We start from the raw sequence: 17473 nt of genomic DNA, 5'->3' as shown, positions 1-17473 counted from the left end.
TACTTTTACACCATAATGAGAAATAAAAACACACATCATCATCACTTTACTCCTTGCTTTCAGGCGAGCTAGAAGTGTTTTGCAGTGTTTAAACATATATCTAACCCGTTTGAGAAATCAAGCGGGTTTTTTGTTTTTAATCCCTTTTGATTTCTTAAACATATACTAAAAAAAAGAATGACTAAAATTAGAATTGCAATTCAGAAAAGCGGACGTTTAAACGAAGATTCCATAGCTATTTTAAAAGACTGTGGTATCTCTATAGACAACGGTAAAGATCAGCTAAAAGCATCTTCAAGAAATTTTCCAATGGAGGTTTTTTACCTTAGAAATGGTGATATTCCTCAGTATTTAAGAGATGGTGTAGTAGACATTGCTATAATTGGAGAAAATGTTTTGATTGAAAAAGGAGAAGACATAACATTTTCTGAAAGATTAGGTTTTTCTAAATGTAAAGTATCTTTGGCGGTACCTAAATCATTTGAGTACACATCTGTACAAGATCTTCAAGGAAAACGCATAGCAACATCGTACCCAAATACCGTTAAAAATTATTTAGAATCTAAAGGTGTTACGGCAGATTTACACATTATTAATGGTTCTGTAGAAATAGCACCAAATATTGGTTTAGCAGATGGTATTTGTGACATAGTATCTAGTGGTAGTACATTATTTAAAAATAACCTTAAAGAGGTAGAAGTAATGTTAACTAGTGAAGCCGTTTTAGCAGTTTCTCCTAAAATATCTGAAGAACGTAAAGATATTTTAAGTCAGTTAGAGTTTAGAATAGAATCTGTTTTAAGAGCTAGACAATCTAAATACGTGCTTTTAAATGCTCCTAATGAAAAATTAGATACAATTATATCATTATTGCCAGGAATGCGTAGTCCTACTGTATTACCATTAGCAGAAGAAGGTTGGAGTTCTGTACACACAGTAATAAACAAAGATAAATTCTGGGAAGTAATTCAAGAACTGAAGAAGGAAGGCGCGGAAGGCATTTTAGTTTGTCCAATTGAAAAAATGGTATTGTAATGAATAAGATTGATAATCCGCCTTTTGAAAATTGGAAACAAGTTTTAGAAAGGCCAACACAAACTGTAGCAGATATAGAAGGTACTGTGGTTTCTGTTTTTAATGATGTTAAACAGGATGGCGATACAGCAATACAAAAATATACAGCTAAGTTTGATGGTGTAACTTTAGACTCTAATGTAGTCTCTAATGAAGAAATTATAGAGGTCGAAGCATTGGTTACTAAAGAGCTAAAAGAGGCAATACAATTAGCAAAAAGTAATATTGAAGCTTTTCATAAAGCACAAAAAACTAGTAAAGTAAGTATACAAACAACAAACGGAGTAAATTGTTGGCAAGAGAAAAGACCTATACAAAAGGTTGGTTTATATATTCCTGGTGGTACAGCTCCATTATTTTCTACCATTTTAATGTTAGCAACACCAGCAAACATTGCTGGTTGTAAAGAAATTGTTTTATGCTCACCTCCTAATAAAGAAGGTAAAATAAACCCTGCTATTTTGTATGCAGCAAATTTATGTGGTGTTACCAAAATATATAAAGTTGGTGGTATACAAGCTATTGCAGCTATGACGTTTGGTACTGAAACAATACCACAAGTGTATAAAATATTTGGTCCTGGTAACCAATTTGTTACCGTGGCTAAACAAATTGCAACTAAGTATGGAGTAGCAATAGATATGCCAGCTGGTCCAAGTGAGCTGTTAGTTTTAGCAGATGATACAGCTAACGCTGCATTTGTAGCATCAGACTTATTAAGTCAGGCAGAACACGGTACAGATAGTCAAGTAATATTGGTATCTACTTCTAAAGAAATGATCTCTGCTGTAGAGGCAGAAGTAGAAAAACAATTATCAGTTTTACCACGTGTAGAAATAGCTACACAGGCAATTGCAAATAGTAAGCTTATTTACATAGAAACAATAGAAACAGCTATGCAATTGATTAATGAGTACGCTCCTGAACACTTTATTGTTTGTGTAGAAAATGAAGACTATGTGTTAAGCACTACAGAAAATGCTGGTTCGGTTTTTATTGGTAATTATACACCAGAGAGTGCTGGTGATTATGCTTCTGGTACCAACCACACATTACCAACAAACGGCTATGCCAAACAATACAGTGGTGTTAACTTAGATAGTTTTACTAAGAGTATTACGTTTCAAAAAATATCTCAAGAAGGTATTCAAGGTATTGGTAACGCTATAGAACTTATGGCAGAGGCAGAAGGTTTACAGGCACACAAAAATGCAGTTACATTACGTTTAAAGAGTTTAAAATAATGAAAAATTTTAACTTAGATAAATTAACTAGAGAGAATGTAAAAGGACTTAGTCCGTATTCTTCTGCTAGAGATGAGTATGTTTCTGATGGTACTGAAATGGTCTTTTTAGATGCCAATGAAAATCCTTTTTCAAACGGAGTAAATAGATATCCAGACCCACAACAACGTAGTTTAAAATCTATTTTAGCAGAACAAAAAGGTATAAAGTCAGAAAACTTGCTTTTAGGTAATGGTAGTGATGAAGTTTTAGACTTAATTTACAGAGCATTTTGCGAGCCTAAAGAAGATAATATTATAACGTTACCGCCAACTTATGGTATGTATAAAGTATTATCTGGAATTAACAACATAGAGAATAAAGAGGTGTTGCTTACTGCTGATTTTGAACCTAATGTAGATGAAATTTTAGCAACAGCAGATAACAATAGCAAAATTTTATTTTTATGCTCACCAAACAACCCAACTGGTAATAGCTTTGCTACAGAAAAAATGCATCAGTTGTTAACTAAATTTAATGGTTTGGTTGTAGTTGATGAAGCTTACATTGATTTTTCGTCAGAAGAAAGTTGGGTTTCTCAATTAGATAATTATCCTAATTTAATAGTTACGCAAACACTGTCTAAAGCGTACGGATTAGCAGGTGTAAGATTGGGAATTTGTATTGCGTCAAAAGAAATTATATCAGTTTTAAATAAAATTAAACCACCTTATAACGTAAACGAATTAACACAACAACGAGCAAAAGAGCGTGTTTTAGATTTGAATTCTGTAAAACAGGAAGTATCTGAAATAATGATTGAAAAAGATGCTTTATCTAAAGTATTGCTTGAAGTAAATTTTGTAGAGAAAGTATATGCTTCTGATGCTAATTTTATTCTAGCAAAAGTAGATGATGCTACAAAAAGGTACAATCAGCTTTTACAAAAAGGAATTGTAATACGTAATAGAACAACACAGCCTTTATGTGAAAATACGTTACGCTTTACCGTAGGTACACCAAAGGAAAATAAGCAGCTAATAAGCGCATTAAACCAAATTAATAACTAACCGTAATTCTTTTTTAAAATTGAATTATAACGAACTATAGAAGATGAAAAAAGTATTATTTATAGATAGAGACGGCACTATAATTAAAGAGACTGTTGATGAGCAAATAGATGCATTTGAAAAAATGATTTTTTATCCAAAAGCATTTACTTATTTGGGTAAAATAGCTAAAGAGTTAGACTATGAGCTTGTAATGATAACCAACCAAGATGGTTTAGGTACAGATGTTTTTCCTGAAGATACGTTTTGGCCAGTACACAACTTTATTTTAAAGTCTTTTGAGAATGAAGGTGTAGTTTTTGATAAGGTGTTTTTAGACAGAACTTTTCCTCATGAAAATGCAAATACACGTAAACCTGGTACAGGTTTGTTAACTGAGTATTTTTCTGCAGAATATGATTTAGCAAATTCATTTGTTATTGGCGATCGTTTAACAGACATAGAATTAGCTAAAAATTTAGGTTCTAAAGGTATTTTTATTAATGATGAAACTAATTTAGGTACAGGAGAAATTACTGTAAAAAGAGATGAGTTAAACGATGTTATAGCCCTAGAAAGTAATGATTGGGAGAAAATATACGAGTTTTTAAAATTGAAAGATAGAGTTTCTGAAGTTACACGTAAAACCAACGAAACAGATATTTACATTAACGTAAATTTAGATGGTACTGGTAAAAGTGATATAAAGACAGGATTATCTTTTTTTGATCATATGTTAGACCAATTGGCTCGTCACGGTCAAATGGACTTAGAAATTAAAGTAAATGGCGATTTAGAAGTAGATGAGCACCACACTATAGAAGATACTGCTATTGCTTTAGGAGAGGTATTTGTTAAGGCTTTAGGCACCAAATTGGGTATAGAACGTTATGGTTTTTGTTTACCAATGGACGATTGTTTAGCACAAGTTGCTATAGATTTTGGTGGTCGTAATTGGTTAGTATGGGAAGCTGATTTTAAACGAGAAATGGTTGGTGATATGCCTACAGAAATGTTTCTACACTTTTTTAAATCATTTTCAGACGGAGCAAAGGCTAATTTAAATGTTAAAGCAGAAGGTGTAAACGAGCATCATAAAATTGAGGCTATTTTTAAAGCATTTGCAAAAGCAATTAAAATGGCGGTAAAAAGAGATGTAGAAAAAATGGTTTTGCCTAGTACAAAGGGAATGCTGTAAATAGTGTTAATACTTAAACTTTAAAATGAAAATAGTAATTATAAATTACGGCGCAGGAAACATACAGAGCATTAAGTTTGCTATAAAACGACTTGGTTTTGAAGCCATTTTAACAGATAATGTAGATGAAATTTTAAATGCAGATAAAGTTATTTTTCCTGGTGTAGGTGAAGCTAGTAGTGCTATGAGTAAGTTACGAGATAGTGGTCTAGATGCTTTAATTCCTACATTAAAACAACCTGTTTTGGGTATTTGTTTAGGTATGCAGCTAATGTGCAATGCATCTGAAGAAGGAGAAACAAGAGGTTTGGGAATTTTTAATGTTGATGTAGTAAAGTTTTCAAACAAGGTGAAAGTTCCACAAATTGGATGGAACGAGATATCAAACTTAAAAACAAATCTTTTTAGTGAAGTAAAAGAAAAGTCTCATATTTATATGGTACATAGTTTTTACGCTCCAGTTACTAATGAAACCATTGCAACATCTAATTATGATGTAGATTACAGTGCAGCATTACAAAAAGATAATTTTTATGGCACCCAATTTCACCCAGAAAAGAGCAGTGAAGTAGGAGAGCAGATTTTGAGGAATTTTCTAGAAATGTAGTCGTTTTTAATTAAGTCTAAAGTCAATAGTACGAAGTATTAGGTAAATAATATGAATAAATATGAGAATTTAATTGTTTGGTAAAAGGCTATGGATCTAGTTGAGGAGGTTTACAAATTAGTAAAGGTTCTGCCAGATGATGAAAAGTTTGGTTTATCATCTCAAATAAAAAGATGTAGTGTCTCTATTCCTTCCAATATTGCAGAAGGAGCTGGAAGAAATTCAAAAAAAGAGTTTAAAAATTTCTTAAGCTATGCGAATGGTTCTACAACAGAATTAGAAACTCAATTACTACTAGTAATCAGACTAGGTTTTGTAGAAAAAGAAAATATAGAACCTTTATTACGGTTGGCTACTGAGATTAAGAATATGAATTTTGCTCTACAAAAGAGCTTACAATTATAAATTAGTATTAAAACTTATGACTTTGTTCTTAAAACTTAATACTTTCTTTACAAAAAACAAAAATGAGAATAATACCAGCAATAGATATTATAGACGGTAAATGTGTACGCTTGTCTAAAGGAGATTACAACACAAAAAAAATATATAACGAGAATCCTTTAGAGGTTGCTAAAGAGTTTGAGGCTCACGGTATAGAATACTTGCATTTAGTTGATCTGGATGGAGCAAAGTCTAAGCACATAGTAAACCATAAGATTTTAGAACAAATTGCATCTAAAACAAGCCTAAAAATAGATTTTGGTGGCGGATTAAAGTCGGACGATGATTTACGAATAGCCTTTGAAAGTGGAGCAAACCAAATAACAGGAGGTAGTATTGCAGTAAAAGATAGAGAAGTATTTTCTTCATGGCTTGAAAAATTTGGCGCAGATAAAATTATCTTAGGAGCCGATGCTAAGGATGAAAAAGTAGCCGTTTCTGGTTGGTTAGAAGAATCTAAAGAAGAATTAGTGCCATTTATACAAGCGTATCAAAAGCAAGGCGTAAGCTATGTTATTTGTACAGATATTAGTAAAGACGGTATGTTAGAAGGACCATCTTTTGATTTGTATTCTAAAATTTTACAATCATCAGAAAAAGGATTAAAACTAATAGCAAGTGGAGGAATCTCTACTTATGATGAGCTTCCTAAACTAGCAGAAATTGGTTGTGAAGGTACCATAATAGGAAAAGCTATTTATGAAAATAGAATTTCTATGAAACAATTAGAAGAATTTATATTAAATAAATAAGGAATTTGAATAAAAACTATGTTAACAAAAAGAATAATACCTTGTTTAGATATTAAGAACGGACGAACCGTAAAAGGAGTCAATTTTGTAGATTTACGAGATGCTGGTGACCCAGTAGAACTAGCAGAAATATATGCGCAAACAGGAGCAGATGAGCTTGTCTTTTTAGATATATCTGCTACAGAAGAGCGTAGAAAAACATTAGCAGATTTAGTATTGCGTGTTGCAGAAAAAGTAAATATTCCTTTTACTGTTGGTGGTGGTATTTCATCAATTGAAGACGTAGATATATTGTTGCAAAATGGTGCAGATAAGGTATCTATAAATTCATCTGCAGTTAAAAATCCGCAATTAATAAACGATTTGGCAGCCAAATTTGGCTCTCAGTGTGTTGTTGTGGCAATAGATGCAAAAAATATAGATGGCAACTGGATTGTACATTTAGTTGGTGGTAAAGTACCAACAGAACTTAATTTATTTGATTGGGCTAAAGAGGTAGAAGAAAGAGGAGCAGGAGAAATTTTGTTTACTTCTATGGATAATGATGGTACCAAAGATGGTTTTGCAAATGAAGCATTAGCTAAATTATCAACCGAATTAAATATTCCTATTATAGCTTCAGGTGGTGCTGGTTCTATTCAGCATTTTACTGATACTTTTATAGACGGTAAAGCAGATGCGGCATTGGCAGCAAGTGTTTTTCACTTTAAAGAAATAGAAATAAAAGATTTAAAAGAAGAATTAAAAACTAACGGCATACCAGTTAGATTATAATATCAATAGTAAAACGAATAAAATGACAATAGATTTTACAAAAAGTACAGATGGTCTAGTACCTGCTGTTGTACAAGATGCAACTACTAAAACAGTTTTAATGCTTGGCTATATGAATAAAGAAGCTGTAGACAAGACAAATGAAACAAAAAAAGTTACGTTTTATAGTAGAAGCAAAAATCGTTTATGGACTAAGGGAGAAGAAAGTGGTAACTTTTTAAATTTAGTTGATATAAAGGTAGATTGTGATAACGATACCTTATTAATTACAGCAAACCCTGTAGGACCAACGTGCCATACTGGTTCTGATACATGTTGGAATGGCGACAATACAAGCAATTATGGTTTTTTAACTGAGCTTGAAGATATTATTACAGACCGTAAAGAAAATCCAGAAAATAAAGACAGCTATGTAGCCTCTCTTTACAGAAAGGGAATTAACAAAGTTGCCCAAAAAGTTGGGGAAGAAGCCGTAGAAGTAGTTATTGAAGCAAAAGATAGTGATGACCACTTATTTAAAGAAGAAAGTGCAGATCTACTATTTCATTACTTAATTTTATTACAAGCAAAAGGCTTTAAATTAAACGATATTGTTAAAGTATTAAAAGATAGACATTAGTGCACAGGTAATGTAAAACTAAAGGTGCTGCCTTCTTTGGGTTTGCTAAGTACAGTTATAGTGGTGTCATGCATTTCCATTATTTTCTTAACTATGGCTAAACCTAAGCCAGCGCCTCTTTTCTTTTCAGACTTGTCTAGCTGCTTGTAACGATCAAAAATATAAGGTTGCTCGTTAATTGGTATTCCTGCACCAGTATCTGTAATATTAATCTCTACTTTTTTAGCTTGCTTTTTAATTGCTAATGTTACTTTTCCGTTTGGTTCTGTGTATTTAATAGCATTTTCTAGCAAGTTTTGTAATGCACGTTCTACCATACTAACATCTGCATATACAAGGTTGTTTTCATTAGAAGCATCCATTTCTAAAACAATTTGTTTCTTTTCAGCTATTACCTTAAATTTTTCAATTAAGTCATAAGACAGTTCTGTTATAGAAAAGGGTTCTTTTACAGGTGTAACCTGTTCAGACTCTAACTTAGAATACTCAAACAATTGGTTTATTAAGTTTGATAATCTGTCTATGTTGTTATGAGTAATTTGTAAATACTCATCTTTCTGAATTTCTGTAAGTGTATCTTTTTTAATTTGAAGCGTTTCAACATATCCTTTTAAAATAGCAAGTGGTGTTCTTAAATCATGTGATACGTTAGCTATTAATTCTCTACGTAATGTATCTACAGACTGTATTTTATCAATATTGCTAACAATAGTATCTGCCATATCATTAAAAGAGTTTGCAAGAACTTCAATATCAGATTTTTTTGTGTCTTTGATACGTGCAGTACGGTCTCCTTCCTGAAATTTATTTACAGTACTAATCATTACACGTAAGTTTTTAGTTAAAAACCAAATACTTAGTAAACCTAATAATGCAGCAAAAAGCATAGTCAGTAGGGTAGCACCAAGCCCTAACTTCATAAAATATTGAGATAACAAACTATTACTTATAGCCTGAAACTCTTGACCTGCAAGAATAATATATATGTAACCTTCTTTATCTCCGCTTTTATAAGGTGCGGCAGAAAATATTTTTTGTTCTTCTGTATTTCTAGGATCATCACCCAGAATATACTTTTGTCCGTCTGCTTTTATAAATTCTTTAATGGGATCTAGTGATACGTGCTTAATAGGCTCATTGGCATCATGTTTTAAAACAACAGAATATAGCACAGAGCCTGCATTGTCTAGTAAATACACTTCTATACTACGGTTAACCGCCATCATGTCATGCATTAAGTCCCCAAACAATGGTTTATTTACACTACCATCTTCTAAAAAAGGAGAAGCATCTTTAAACTTTTCTTCAATAAGGTGGTTAGCTACTTTTGCGTTTACTTTTTGTATTGTAGCTTCATTGTATTTATTAGCAAAGTAACCAGTTATAAGTATGTAACAGGCTCCCATTAATATGATAATGAGAATAAAGGCAATCCACAATTTTTTTATCAGCTTAGTGCCAAGGACTTTTTTAGATGTTCCCATAGTTATATTTCTTCATTAAATTTATAGCCAACTCCCCAAGTGGTAAGTATATACATAGGGTTAGCCATATTAGATTCTATTTTAGCACGCAATCTGTTTATATGTGAGTTTACAGTATGCTCATAACCTTCAAAATTATAACCCCAAATAATGTTTAACAGTTCTGTTCTAGAGTAATTTCTTCCTGGGTTAGAAGCCATTAAAACTAATAACTCAAACTCTTTTGGAGATAGCTCTATCTTTTGCTTGTTATGTAGTACTTTACGTTTATCAATATCTATAAAAAGACCTTCAAAAGTTAAGGTAGTAGAGTTGTTTTCTTCTATTTTAGGAGCATCAGACCTACGTAAAACAGCTTTAATACGAGCAAGTAATTCTCGTATGCTAAAAGGTTTAGTTAAATAGTCATCTGCACCAATTTCTAATCCTAATACACGGTCTATTTCTTCAGACTTAGCAGTAAGCATTATAACAGGAGTATTTTTTTTAGTTCTTAGTTTTTTACAAACCTCAATACCATCCATAATAGGTAATGTAAGATCTAATAAAATAAGGTCATAATCATTTTCTAAAGCTAAATTTAGACCAGTTTCACCGTCCATAGCTTTAGTTGTGGTATATACCATATCTGTTAAATGTATTTCCAGCAATTGTATAATTTCTGGATCGTCTTCTATAATTAAAATCTGTTTCATAATATGGTTGCAAAGAAGTTAATATATATCACAAAGCTATCACAAACTTAAAAAGTTTATAATGTCAATGAAATTAAGGCTTTTAACGCTTTGTGACTACTGTAAGGTAGAATTTATCACAAATACCTTACAATATTGGCTGTAAAGTTTACTTTTTTGTGATTTCATCGTTAAAAACAACCCGTTAATTTGTCTCATAATCTTAAAAACTCTAAAATATGAAAAAGTTACTATTATTATTTATGGCAACAGCTCTTGTAGTAAGTTGCGATAGTGATGACGACACAAATGAACCACAAACAGCAAATTTAACAATGGGTATTGATGGTCTAGAAGACTTAGGTGCCGATTATGTTTACGAAGGTTGGATAATTGTAAATGGCGCTCCAGTATCTACCGGAGTATTTACTGTAAATGGCGATGGTGTACCATCTAAAACATCTTTTAGTGTAGATGCCGAAACACTAGACCAAGCAACAGCTTATGTACTTTCTATAGAGCCAGCTGTGGATAATGACCCAGCACCAGCAGCAACTAAATTATTATCTGGTGCATTTGCAGCAGAAACGGCAACTGTTAGTATTACAGATTTAGTAGGTGATTTTTCTAGCGCAAGTGGTGAATTCTTTTTAAGAACTCCAACAGATGAAGATGATGGTATGAATAATGGAAACGATCAATACGGAATTTGGTTTGGAATACCAGGAGCACCACCTGCAACAGGTTTAGAATTACCAGTTTTACCTGATGGATGGGTTTATGAAGGATGGGTAGTAGGAGCAGAAGGACCAATAACTACTGGTACATTTATGGATCCTACTGCACAAGTAGAAGATTCTGGCAACCCTTTTAGTGGTGCTAATCCAGGACCTCCAATTCCTGGTGAAGACTTCTTTAATAATGCACCAACAGGATTTATGTTTCCTTTAGATGTTAGAGGTAAAACAGTTGTTATATCTGTAGAACCATCACCAGATAATAGTCCGGCTCCATTTTTACTAAAACCATTAGTAGGAGTATCTGGACAGGAAACAGCACCAACAACTCATGCTTTAAGTTTAAACAGTGATTCTTTTCCAACTGGTTGGGTTAAAAGATAATTTGTTTTAGTTTATAAAAATAGCCTCTAGAAAATCTAGAGGCTATTTTATTTATGTTTGTATTTGGTTTTGTTTTAGTTCTTTAAGGCCAAGTATCTAAGTCTTCTTCTTCATAACAATCTGTACTGTAATTTCCAATTTCATTTTTACGAATAGAAAATATTTTTAATGTAACTAAGCACAAACCTAAATAAGCAAGTACAATTGCAATACCTACAGGTAAAAAGTGATTTGGTAAAATAAGATCATCATATGTACTGTATCCAAAAACAATACTAGCTATATCTACCATTTTATAAATGTAAAAAGCGAAAATAGCATAGAAACCATATTCTAAGTTTCTCATTTCTTTATCTGGATATTCATTTTCGGTTAATTTAAACCAAAAAGCATACAAATAAATAATGTGTACTGTAGCTAAAAGAATAAAGAAATAACTACCAGGCTGGTTAAAGTGAAATTTATCTGTTAACAATCCGTAAAAGTTTGAAAACGATACAAGAATTAGTAAAAAAACAGATATTAGGACAGATAACTTCCAAGAAATTTTTATTGTTGGTATTTTCATATCATTATAGAGTATAAAGCGGGGGGCTCTATGTTTAATTTAACACAAAATTATATCTTATGTTAAATTTTGATAAATAAAATCGGTTAAACACATAAATATAAGTGTAACTGTATTAGTTTAGATAAACGGTATTTTAGCATAGATAATGTGCACATTAAATAGCTAAAAACAATTAAAACTCTATACTAACCAGCCCTTTTTTGTAGCATAATTAGAGAATAAAAATAGAAATACAGCAATTACTATTATCATTATAGGAAAATAGATAGAAGATGTACCTAAAACCTTTAATGCATTACTCATAAAAAAGGTATACATATTTTGCGCTATAATACCTGCTAATGAGATTAAGAATACGGTTTTAGCTGCTTTTTTACGTATAAGAAGTAACATACTTGCTAATACACCACCAAAAACGGCTATTGCGTAAGCTCCTGTGACCCAAGAAGGTCTTTTATTGTATAACTCTTGTACTTCTTTGGTAAAAGAAGAGAAAATTTCATCAGATATATAAGCCTCTGCTATATATGCCATAACACCCATACAGTTCCAAATTAATGCTATAACAGCAATAACCCAGAACCAAACTGGAATTTTACTTGTGGTTTCGGTATTCATTTTGGTTGGTTTTGTTGGTTAAACAATTGTAAAATACAAAAAAATAAGTTGTTTCTAGTGTTTTATTAATTGCATACTTTTGCTTTTGTGAAAAAACAGAAACAATATTATTTAATACGATTACAATTTTTGGGCTACAGATTTAGTGGTTGGCAAAAGCAACCAGGTTATAAAACCATTGAAGGTATGTTAGCTAAAACACTAAAATTTATACTTCCAGAACGTCAATATAAAATTCTAGGAGCTGGTCGTACAGATGCTAAAGTATCTGCTTTAGATGCTGCTTTTGAGCTTTTTTTAGATGGTGAACCGTTAGAAGATTTAGATTTTTTTTTAAGTGATTTTAATAAAAACTTACCATCAGATATTAGAATTGTTGATGTAAAGCACGTAAAAGAAAAATTTAATATAATACAGCATAGTAAAGAAAAGGAATATGTGTATTTATTTTCTTTTGGAGAAAAAAATCATCCCTATGCTGCACCATTTATGGCAAATATACAGGCAGAGTTAGATTTAGATTTAATGAAAAAAGCTACTAGCTTATTTGTAGGCACACATAACTTTAAAAGTTTTACTGCCAAACCTAAAGAAAATGGCAAGTTTATAAGAAAAGTAAACTCTGCAGAAATAAAAGAAAATACAATTTTAAGGGCAAATTTTTTTCCAGAAAAGTCATATGCTTTTCACATCAAAGGCGAGGGGTTTATGCGTTACCAAGTACGTATGTTAATGGGAGCTTTAATTCAGCTAGGAAAAGGAGAAGTAACCCTTTCTGATATAGAAGAAGCCTTAAAGCTAGACAGTACAACTAAATTTGTATTTGTAGCTCCAGGATCTGGCTTAATGCTACATAGTTTAGATTTTAAAGATGATGCTTAAGAGTCATAAGCATCATCTTAATTATTTTATCCAAATAAACCAGAAGACAAATACCTGTCACCTCTATCACATACAATAGAAACTATGGTTCCACTGTCTAAAGTACGGGCTAATTTTGCAGCAGCAAATGCTGCGCCACCGCTACTAACACCAGCAAAAATACCTTCTTTTTTAGCTAGTAGTAATGTTGTTTGTTCTGCTTCTTCTTGGCTAACATCTATAATTTTATCAACCTTAGAAGCATCAAATATTTTAGGTAAATATTCCTGTGGCCATTTACGTATACCAGGAATTTTAGCACCCTCTTTAGGTTGTACACCCACAATTTGTATGTCTTTATTTTGTTCTTTTAAATAGGTAGATGTGCCCATTATAGTACCTGTTGTACCCATAGAAGAGACAAAATGTGTAATTTTATTATCAGTATCTCTCCAAATTTCTGGTCCTGTAGATTTGTAATGTGCTTTCCAATTATCATCATTACCAAACTGGTTAAGCATTACAGCCCCTTTTTTAACTTGCTCGTCTGCATAATCTCTAGCGCCTAAAATCCCAACACTTGCTGGGGTTAAAGTAACTTTTGCTCCATAAGCACGCATTGTTTGTATGCGTTCTTTAGTAGACCCTTCAGACAATACAATTTCTATATCCAAATTAAAAATACCGGCAATCATAGCTAGTGCAATACCAGTATTACCACTAGTTGCTTCCACAAGCTTGGTTGTTTTGTCAATATCACCCCTGTCTAAAGCACTTTTTATCATATTATAAGCAGCTCTATCCTTAACACTTCCGCCAGGGTTGTTGCCTTCTAACTTAAAAAGTAATTTAACATTTGGGTTGGTATTTAAAACCTTAGACTCTACTAATGGTGTATTACCAATTAAATCTAGAATACTATGAGACATTTTGTGTAGTTTTTATTTGTATTTCAGATTTGTAAAAAACCTTTGAATTTGCTGGTATAGAGCTTGTAACCCAAGCATTACCACCAATAATTGTATTTTCTCCAATTACAGTATCACCTCCTAAAATAGTTGCGTTGGCATAAATTGTAACATTATTTTTTATAGTTGGGTGTCTTTTGGTTTGCTTTAAATTTTTAGCAACATATAAAGCCCCAAGTGTAACACCTTGGTATATTTTAACGTGGTCTTCTATAACAGCAGTTTCGCCAATAACAACACCTGTTGCATGGTCTATAAAAAAAGAGTTTCCTATTTTGGCTCCAGGATTAATATCTACACCAGTTAACCTATGTGCATACTCCGTCATTAAACGCGGTACTAAAGGAAAACCAATAGTGTGTAATTCATGTGCCAATCTGTAAATAGCTATGGCATAAAAGCCAGGATAAGCCATATAAACTTCTTCAATAGATAAAGAAGCAGGGTCACAATTTACTATTGCTTCTGCATCTAAATTAAGTTTTTGCAATATACTAGGTATGGTAACAACATATTTGTCCCAAATTTTTTTGCAGGGTTTTTCAAGTTGCCAGCAAGCAAGATTTACGAGTTCATCAAATTGTACTTCTAATTGTTCTAAGTTTTCAGCAACAGGTGTCTGCGTATCAAACAAAGTATAAAAAAGTTTTTGTGTAAAAACTTCGGTTTTCTCTTTTAGACTAAAGTTTAAATTGGGTTGTTTTTTATGTAACTCAATCTCTTTAATTACAGATTTTAGTGTCATATGTAATGTATTCAACTATCAAAATTAACTATTATTTCTATAAAAAAACTTTTAAAAACAGTTAACTTTAGCATAAATAATAGATTAGTAAGATTTTTATGAAAAATGATGTAATCTCTAAAAATACATTCAATTTTTTAAATAAGTTGAAAGAAAACAACACTAGAGAGTGGTTTTTAGAGCACAAAGACGAGTTTAAGGTTGAAGAAAATGCGTTTAAAGGATTTATTTCTTTGTTAGCTGAAAAATTGAATGAACACGATGATATTGAAAAATCTAAGGTATTTAGAATTTATAGAGATGTACGTTTCTCTAAAAATAAAACACCATACAAAACACATTTAGCAGGTTCTTTTACTAGGGCAGGAGCGCGTTTACGTGGTGGTTATTATGTACATATAGAGGCAGAAAATAGCTTTATAGCTACAGGATTTTGGGCTCCTAGTAAAGAAGACTTATTTAGAATAAGAAAAGAGTTAGAGCTTGATGCGTCTGAATTTAGAGAAGCAATAGGTTCTAAAAAGTTTAAAGCCGTTTGGGGAGAGTTAGCTGGTGATGAACTAAAGAGAGCACCTAAAGGCTTTGATGTTGAGCACAGCGATATAGATTTAATACGTAAAAAACAATACATCTTTACCAAAGAATTTACAGATAAAGAGGTATTGTCTGCTAACTTTTTAGATACCGTAAACGAGTCGTTTGCCACTATTAGACCATTTTTTGATTTAATGAGTGATGTATTAACGACTAATTTAAACGGCGAGTCTATTTTAGACTAAAACAGGCTCATTAAAGTATTGTAATTGATCTTTTAACCTTGTTATAGACATAGACATCATTCTTTTATTAAGCGCAGAAGAGTTAAGAATATAAGTTTCATATTCTTCAACTGTAAATTGCCCTATAATTAAGCCTTTTAAAGCATTTCTAAATTTAATGTCTCTTTGTATGGCATTTTCAATATACTCTAGTCTTTTTTCTAAAGTAAGGTTGTAAAATTTGTTTTTGTGTTTTTTAATGTAGTTTTTAAAAACAAGTAGAATTAAATCGTTTTGCAATTTAAGAATAGGTCTAATTGTTTTGTTCTGAAAAAGTTCGTCATTACTAATTCCTTCTGCTACTTTAGTAGCTTTAATCTCTGGCCTTATGCGTAAGAGATCTGTAGATCTTTGGTTCATAACTAGCATTTTTACTAAAGGTACAACAAGATATTACCCTAAATAAGTTAGGTTAATATAGTTTTTAACTGGTTTATGAACATTTAACAAAAATGTATTAAAATGAAATTTGGAAAAGTTACCAATCCAGAATTATTAAATTTAAAATTACCACAAGACCATATAGACACTGCAGCTGTTTTAAAAAAAGTAACAGTTAATAGTAATTTAAATGTATCTGTTGGGTGTGCTAAGTGGAACAAACAAGATTTAAAAAACTTTTATCCAAAAGGAACAAAAGATAAGCTAAAGTACTATGCATCTCAATTTAATTCTATAGAGTTAAACGCTACTTTTTACAGGATTTTTCCAGCAGAGCAGTATCAAAAATGGTATGACAAAACACCAGAAGATTTTAAGTTTTATCCTAAAATAACTAATGAAGTTAGTCATTTAAATAGGCTAAATAATAATGTTTACCCTATTTTAGATAGGTATTTACAAGCAACATCAACTTTAAAAGAAAAGTTAGGAACTATATTTTTACAATTGCATACTAATTTTGATACTAAAGAATGGTACAAAGTAGTACAGTTTGTAAAGTATTGGCCCAAGGAATTTAAGTTGGCAATAGAATTTAGACATCCAGACTGGTTTGCAAACAAAACTATAGCACAAGAATTGTACTACTTGTTACAAGAAAATAATATAGCAAATACCATTGTAGATACTGCAGGCCGTAGAGATTTGTTACATATGAGATTAACAAACAATGAAGCTTTTGTACGTTTTGTAGGTGCAAACCATAAAAGCGATTATGATAGGCTAGAGGAGTGGACAACAAGGTTAGAAAATTGGAAAGAAAAAGGGCTTAAAAATATTCACTTTTTTGTGCATCAGAATATGGAATTAGAGTCACCATTATTATCGGCTAGTTTTATTGCCAGTTTAAACAAAAAAGTTGACTCTAATTTAAAAATCCCTAAAACTTTGTTAGATAATCGTCTAACTTTATTTTAATACCTAATTTTGTAATCTAAATCGTAATATTATGAGATTTCACAGTAGAAAATGGGTTAAGCCAGGAGATTTAAATGCAAATAAAACACTTTTTGGTGGTAAAGTTTTAGCGTGGGTAGATGAAGAGGCTGCGTTGTATACCATTATACAGTTAGAAAATAAGAAAGTGGTAACCAAATATATGTCCGAGATTAATTTTATGAGCTCTGCAACAGAGGGTGACATTGTAGAAATAGGTATTGAGGTTGAAAAATTTGGAGTATCATCTTTAACTTTAAATTGCGAAGTTCGTAATAAAATGACAAGAGAAACTATTTTAACTGTAGACAATATAATTATGGTTAATCTAGGGCCAGATGGTAAACCTAAGCCACACGGAAAAACAAAAATTGAATACGTAAAAGACAGGTTGGCACAGTAACTTTAACAAACATAAATAGCAAGTCCTAGTAGAAATACTAGGACTTTTTTTTTGAAAAAAAGCGAATGTTATTCTTATTAAAATAAGATAAAA

The 17473-nt window shown here is 31.7% G+C and carries 21 protein-coding genes; 14 read left to right on the top strand and 7 right to left on the bottom strand.

All coding sequences use genetic code 11. From position 1 onward, the window contains the following. Positions 1–177 precede the first annotated feature (177 nt). The 9 genes from hisG to hisIE all read left to right on the top strand — a co-directional run bounded on the left by hisG (position 178) and on the right by hisIE (position 7740). Positions 178–1035 (top strand): ATP phosphoribosyltransferase, encoded by an 858-nt coding sequence (gene hisG, locus Q4487_RS02890; RefSeq protein ID WP_303544634.1) that lies wholly within the window; start codon positions 178–180, stop codon positions 1033–1035. Continuing rightward, positions 1035–2318, top strand: a complete 1284-nt coding sequence (hisD, locus tag Q4487_RS02885; protein ID WP_303544631.1) for a histidinol dehydrogenase — start codon at positions 1035–1037, stop codon at positions 2316–2318. Before hisG ends, hisD begins: the two co-directional genes overlap by 1 nt. Next, positions 2318–3367 (top strand): histidinol-phosphate transaminase, encoded by a 1050-nt coding sequence (gene hisC / locus Q4487_RS02880; RefSeq protein WP_303544628.1) that lies wholly within the window; start codon positions 2318–2320, stop codon positions 3365–3367. Before hisD ends, hisC begins: the two co-directional genes overlap by 1 nt. 43 nt (positions 3368–3410) lie before the next feature. Next, positions 3411–4544 carry a bifunctional histidinol-phosphatase/imidazoleglycerol-phosphate dehydratase HisB gene (gene hisB, locus Q4487_RS02875; RefSeq protein WP_303544625.1) on the top strand — a complete coding sequence of 378 codons (1134 nt, stop codon included), beginning with the start codon at positions 3411–3413 and terminating at the stop codon, positions 4542–4544. A gap of 25 nt (positions 4545–4569) precedes the next feature. Continuing rightward, positions 4570–5151 (top strand): imidazole glycerol phosphate synthase subunit HisH, encoded by a 582-nt coding sequence (gene hisH / locus Q4487_RS02870; protein ID WP_303544623.1) that lies wholly within the window; start codon positions 4570–4572, stop codon positions 5149–5151. 90 nt (positions 5152–5241) lie between these two features. Beyond that, positions 5242–5556 (top strand): four helix bundle protein, encoded by a 315-nt coding sequence (locus Q4487_RS02865; protein WP_303544620.1) that lies wholly within the window; start codon positions 5242–5244, stop codon positions 5554–5556. Between the two features lie 62 nt (positions 5557–5618). Further along, positions 5619–6347 (top strand): 1-(5-phosphoribosyl)-5-[(5-phosphoribosylamino)methylideneamino]imidazole-4-carboxamide isomerase, encoded by a 729-nt coding sequence (gene hisA / locus Q4487_RS02860; protein WP_100895908.1) that lies wholly within the window; start codon positions 5619–5621, stop codon positions 6345–6347. 18 nt (positions 6348–6365) lie between these two features. Continuing rightward, complete coding sequence (gene hisF, locus Q4487_RS02855) at positions 6366–7121, top strand: imidazole glycerol phosphate synthase subunit HisF (RefSeq protein ID WP_303544614.1); 756 nt, start codon at positions 6366–6368, stop codon at positions 7119–7121. Between the two features lie 22 nt (positions 7122–7143). Then, entirely contained in the window at positions 7144–7740 is a 597-nt protein-coding gene (gene hisIE / locus Q4487_RS02850; RefSeq protein WP_100895910.1) for a bifunctional phosphoribosyl-AMP cyclohydrolase/phosphoribosyl-ATP diphosphatase HisIE, read from the top strand. Here the strand turns inward: hisIE and Q4487_RS02845 are convergent. Next, entirely contained in the window at positions 7737–9224 is a 1488-nt protein-coding gene (locus Q4487_RS02845; RefSeq protein WP_303544610.1) for a cell wall metabolism sensor histidine kinase WalK, read from the bottom strand. The two genes, hisIE and Q4487_RS02845, sit on opposite strands and share 4 nt — an antisense overlap. Positions 9225–9226: 2 nt before the next feature. After that, positions 9227–9919 (bottom strand): response regulator transcription factor, encoded by a 693-nt coding sequence (locus Q4487_RS02840; protein ID WP_303544607.1) that lies wholly within the window; start codon positions 9917–9919, stop codon positions 9227–9229. Positions 9920–10137: 218 nt separating this feature from the next. Here Q4487_RS02840 and Q4487_RS02835 point away from each other — a divergent pair, with 218 nt between their 5' ends. Beyond that, positions 10138–11019 carry an anti-sigma factor gene (locus tag Q4487_RS02835; protein ID WP_303544604.1) on the top strand — a complete coding sequence of 294 codons (882 nt, stop codon included), beginning with the start codon at positions 10138–10140 and terminating at the stop codon, positions 11017–11019. Between the two features lie 82 nt (positions 11020–11101). Here the strand turns inward: Q4487_RS02835 and Q4487_RS02830 are convergent, their stop codons facing one another. Both Q4487_RS02830 and Q4487_RS02825 read right to left on the bottom strand, forming a co-directional pair. Continuing rightward, positions 11102–11587 (bottom strand): hypothetical protein, encoded by a 486-nt coding sequence (locus tag Q4487_RS02830; RefSeq protein ID WP_303544601.1) that lies wholly within the window; start codon positions 11585–11587, stop codon positions 11102–11104. A 183-nt stretch (positions 11588–11770) separates the two neighbouring features. Next, complete coding sequence (locus Q4487_RS02825) at positions 11771–12208, bottom strand: hypothetical protein (protein WP_303544598.1); 438 nt, start codon at positions 12206–12208, stop codon at positions 11771–11773. Positions 12209–12295: 87 nt separating this feature from the next. Here Q4487_RS02825 and truA point away from each other — a divergent pair, with 87 nt between their 5' ends. Continuing rightward, entirely contained in the window at positions 12296–13090 is a 795-nt protein-coding gene (gene truA, locus Q4487_RS02820) for a tRNA pseudouridine(38-40) synthase TruA (protein ID WP_303544595.1), read from the top strand. Positions 13091–13116: 26 nt separating this feature from the next. Here truA and cysM read toward each other — a convergent pair whose 3' ends face one another. Next, positions 13117–13998, bottom strand: a complete 882-nt coding sequence (gene cysM, locus Q4487_RS02815; RefSeq protein WP_303544593.1) for a cysteine synthase CysM — start codon at positions 13996–13998, stop codon at positions 13117–13119. After that, complete coding sequence (locus tag Q4487_RS02810; protein WP_100895918.1) at positions 13988–14782, bottom strand: serine O-acetyltransferase; 795 nt, start codon at positions 14780–14782, stop codon at positions 13988–13990. Before Q4487_RS02810 ends, cysM begins: the two co-directional genes overlap by 11 nt. Before the next feature lie 98 nt (positions 14783–14880). Here Q4487_RS02810 and Q4487_RS02805 point away from each other — a divergent pair, with 98 nt between their 5' ends. Further along, a complete protein-coding gene (locus tag Q4487_RS02805) occupies positions 14881–15561 on the top strand; it encodes a DUF2461 domain-containing protein (protein WP_303544590.1) in 681 nt (226 codons plus the stop codon). Here Q4487_RS02805 and Q4487_RS02800 read toward each other — a convergent pair. Further along, complete coding sequence (locus tag Q4487_RS02800; protein WP_100895920.1) at positions 15553–15960, bottom strand: glyoxalase; 408 nt, start codon at positions 15958–15960, stop codon at positions 15553–15555. The genes Q4487_RS02805 and Q4487_RS02800 overlap by 9 nt on opposite strands. A 102-nt stretch (positions 15961–16062) precedes the next feature. Between Q4487_RS02800 and Q4487_RS02795 the strand changes: the two genes are divergently transcribed. Beyond that, a complete protein-coding gene (locus Q4487_RS02795) occupies positions 16063–16959 on the top strand; it encodes a DUF72 domain-containing protein (RefSeq protein WP_303544586.1) in 897 nt (298 codons plus the stop codon). Between the two features lie 31 nt (positions 16960–16990). After that, on the top strand, positions 16991–17380 hold the full coding sequence (locus Q4487_RS02790) for an acyl-CoA thioesterase (RefSeq protein WP_072302246.1): 390 nt from the start codon (positions 16991–16993) through the stop codon (positions 17378–17380). The last annotated feature ends 93 nt before the right edge of the window (positions 17381–17473 follow it).

Origin of the sequence: Cellulophaga sp. 3_MG-2023, assembly GCF_030546975.1 — a bacterium.
In the GTDB taxonomy this organism is placed as follows: Bacteria; Bacteroidota; Bacteroidia; order Flavobacteriales; family Flavobacteriaceae; genus Cellulophaga.
Note: the sequence above shows the minus strand (reverse complement) of the source record. Positions and strands in the feature narration are given on the sequence as shown.

Bases quoted from the DNA above. Each gene is read 5' to 3' on its own strand.
- hisG (WP_303544634.1), top strand. From the start codon at position 178: ATGACTAAAATTAGAATTGCAATTCAGAAAAGCGGACGTTTAAACGAA.
- hisD (WP_303544631.1), top strand. From the start codon at position 1,035: ATGAATAAGATTGATAATCCGCCTTTTGAAAATTGGAAACAAGTTTTA.
- hisC (WP_303544628.1), top strand. From the start codon at position 2,318: ATGAAAAATTTTAACTTAGATAAATTAACTAGAGAGAATGTAAAAGGA.
- hisB (WP_303544625.1), top strand. From the start codon at position 3,411: ATGAAAAAAGTATTATTTATAGATAGAGACGGCACTATAATTAAAGAG.
- hisH (WP_303544623.1), top strand. From the start codon at position 4,570: ATGAAAATAGTAATTATAAATTACGGCGCAGGAAACATACAGAGCATT.
- Q4487_RS02865 (WP_303544620.1), top strand. From the start codon at position 5,242: ATGGATCTAGTTGAGGAGGTTTACAAATTAGTAAAGGTTCTGCCAGAT.
- hisA (WP_100895908.1), top strand. From the start codon at position 5,619: ATGAGAATAATACCAGCAATAGATATTATAGACGGTAAATGTGTACGC.
- hisF (WP_303544614.1), top strand. From the start codon at position 6,366: ATGTTAACAAAAAGAATAATACCTTGTTTAGATATTAAGAACGGACGA.
- hisIE (WP_100895910.1), top strand. From the start codon at position 7,144: ATGACAATAGATTTTACAAAAAGTACAGATGGTCTAGTACCTGCTGTT.
- Q4487_RS02845 (WP_303544610.1), bottom strand. From the start codon at position 9,224: ATGGGAACATCTAAAAAAGTCCTTGGCACTAAGCTGATAAAAAAATTG.
- Q4487_RS02840 (WP_303544607.1), bottom strand. From the start codon at position 9,919: ATGAAACAGATTTTAATTATAGAAGACGATCCAGAAATTATACAATTG.
- Q4487_RS02835 (WP_303544604.1), top strand. From the start codon at position 10,138: ATGAAAAAGTTACTATTATTATTTATGGCAACAGCTCTTGTAGTAAGT.
- Q4487_RS02830 (WP_303544601.1), bottom strand. From the start codon at position 11,587: ATGAAAATACCAACAATAAAAATTTCTTGGAAGTTATCTGTCCTAATA.
- Q4487_RS02825 (WP_303544598.1), bottom strand. From the start codon at position 12,208: ATGAATACCGAAACCACAAGTAAAATTCCAGTTTGGTTCTGGGTTATT.
- cysM (WP_303544593.1), bottom strand. From the start codon at position 13,998: ATGTCTCATAGTATTCTAGATTTAATTGGTAATACACCATTAGTAGAG.
- Q4487_RS02810 (WP_100895918.1), bottom strand. From the start codon at position 14,782: ATGACACTAAAATCTGTAATTAAAGAGATTGAGTTACATAAAAAACAA.
- Q4487_RS02805 (WP_303544590.1), top strand. From the start codon at position 14,881: ATGAAAAATGATGTAATCTCTAAAAATACATTCAATTTTTTAAATAAG.
- Q4487_RS02800 (WP_100895920.1), bottom strand. From the start codon at position 15,960: ATGAACCAAAGATCTACAGATCTCTTACGCATAAGGCCAGAGATTAAA.
- Q4487_RS02795 (WP_303544586.1), top strand. From the start codon at position 16,063: ATGAAATTTGGAAAAGTTACCAATCCAGAATTATTAAATTTAAAATTA.
- Q4487_RS02790 (WP_072302246.1), top strand. From the start codon at position 16,991: ATGAGATTTCACAGTAGAAAATGGGTTAAGCCAGGAGATTTAAATGCA.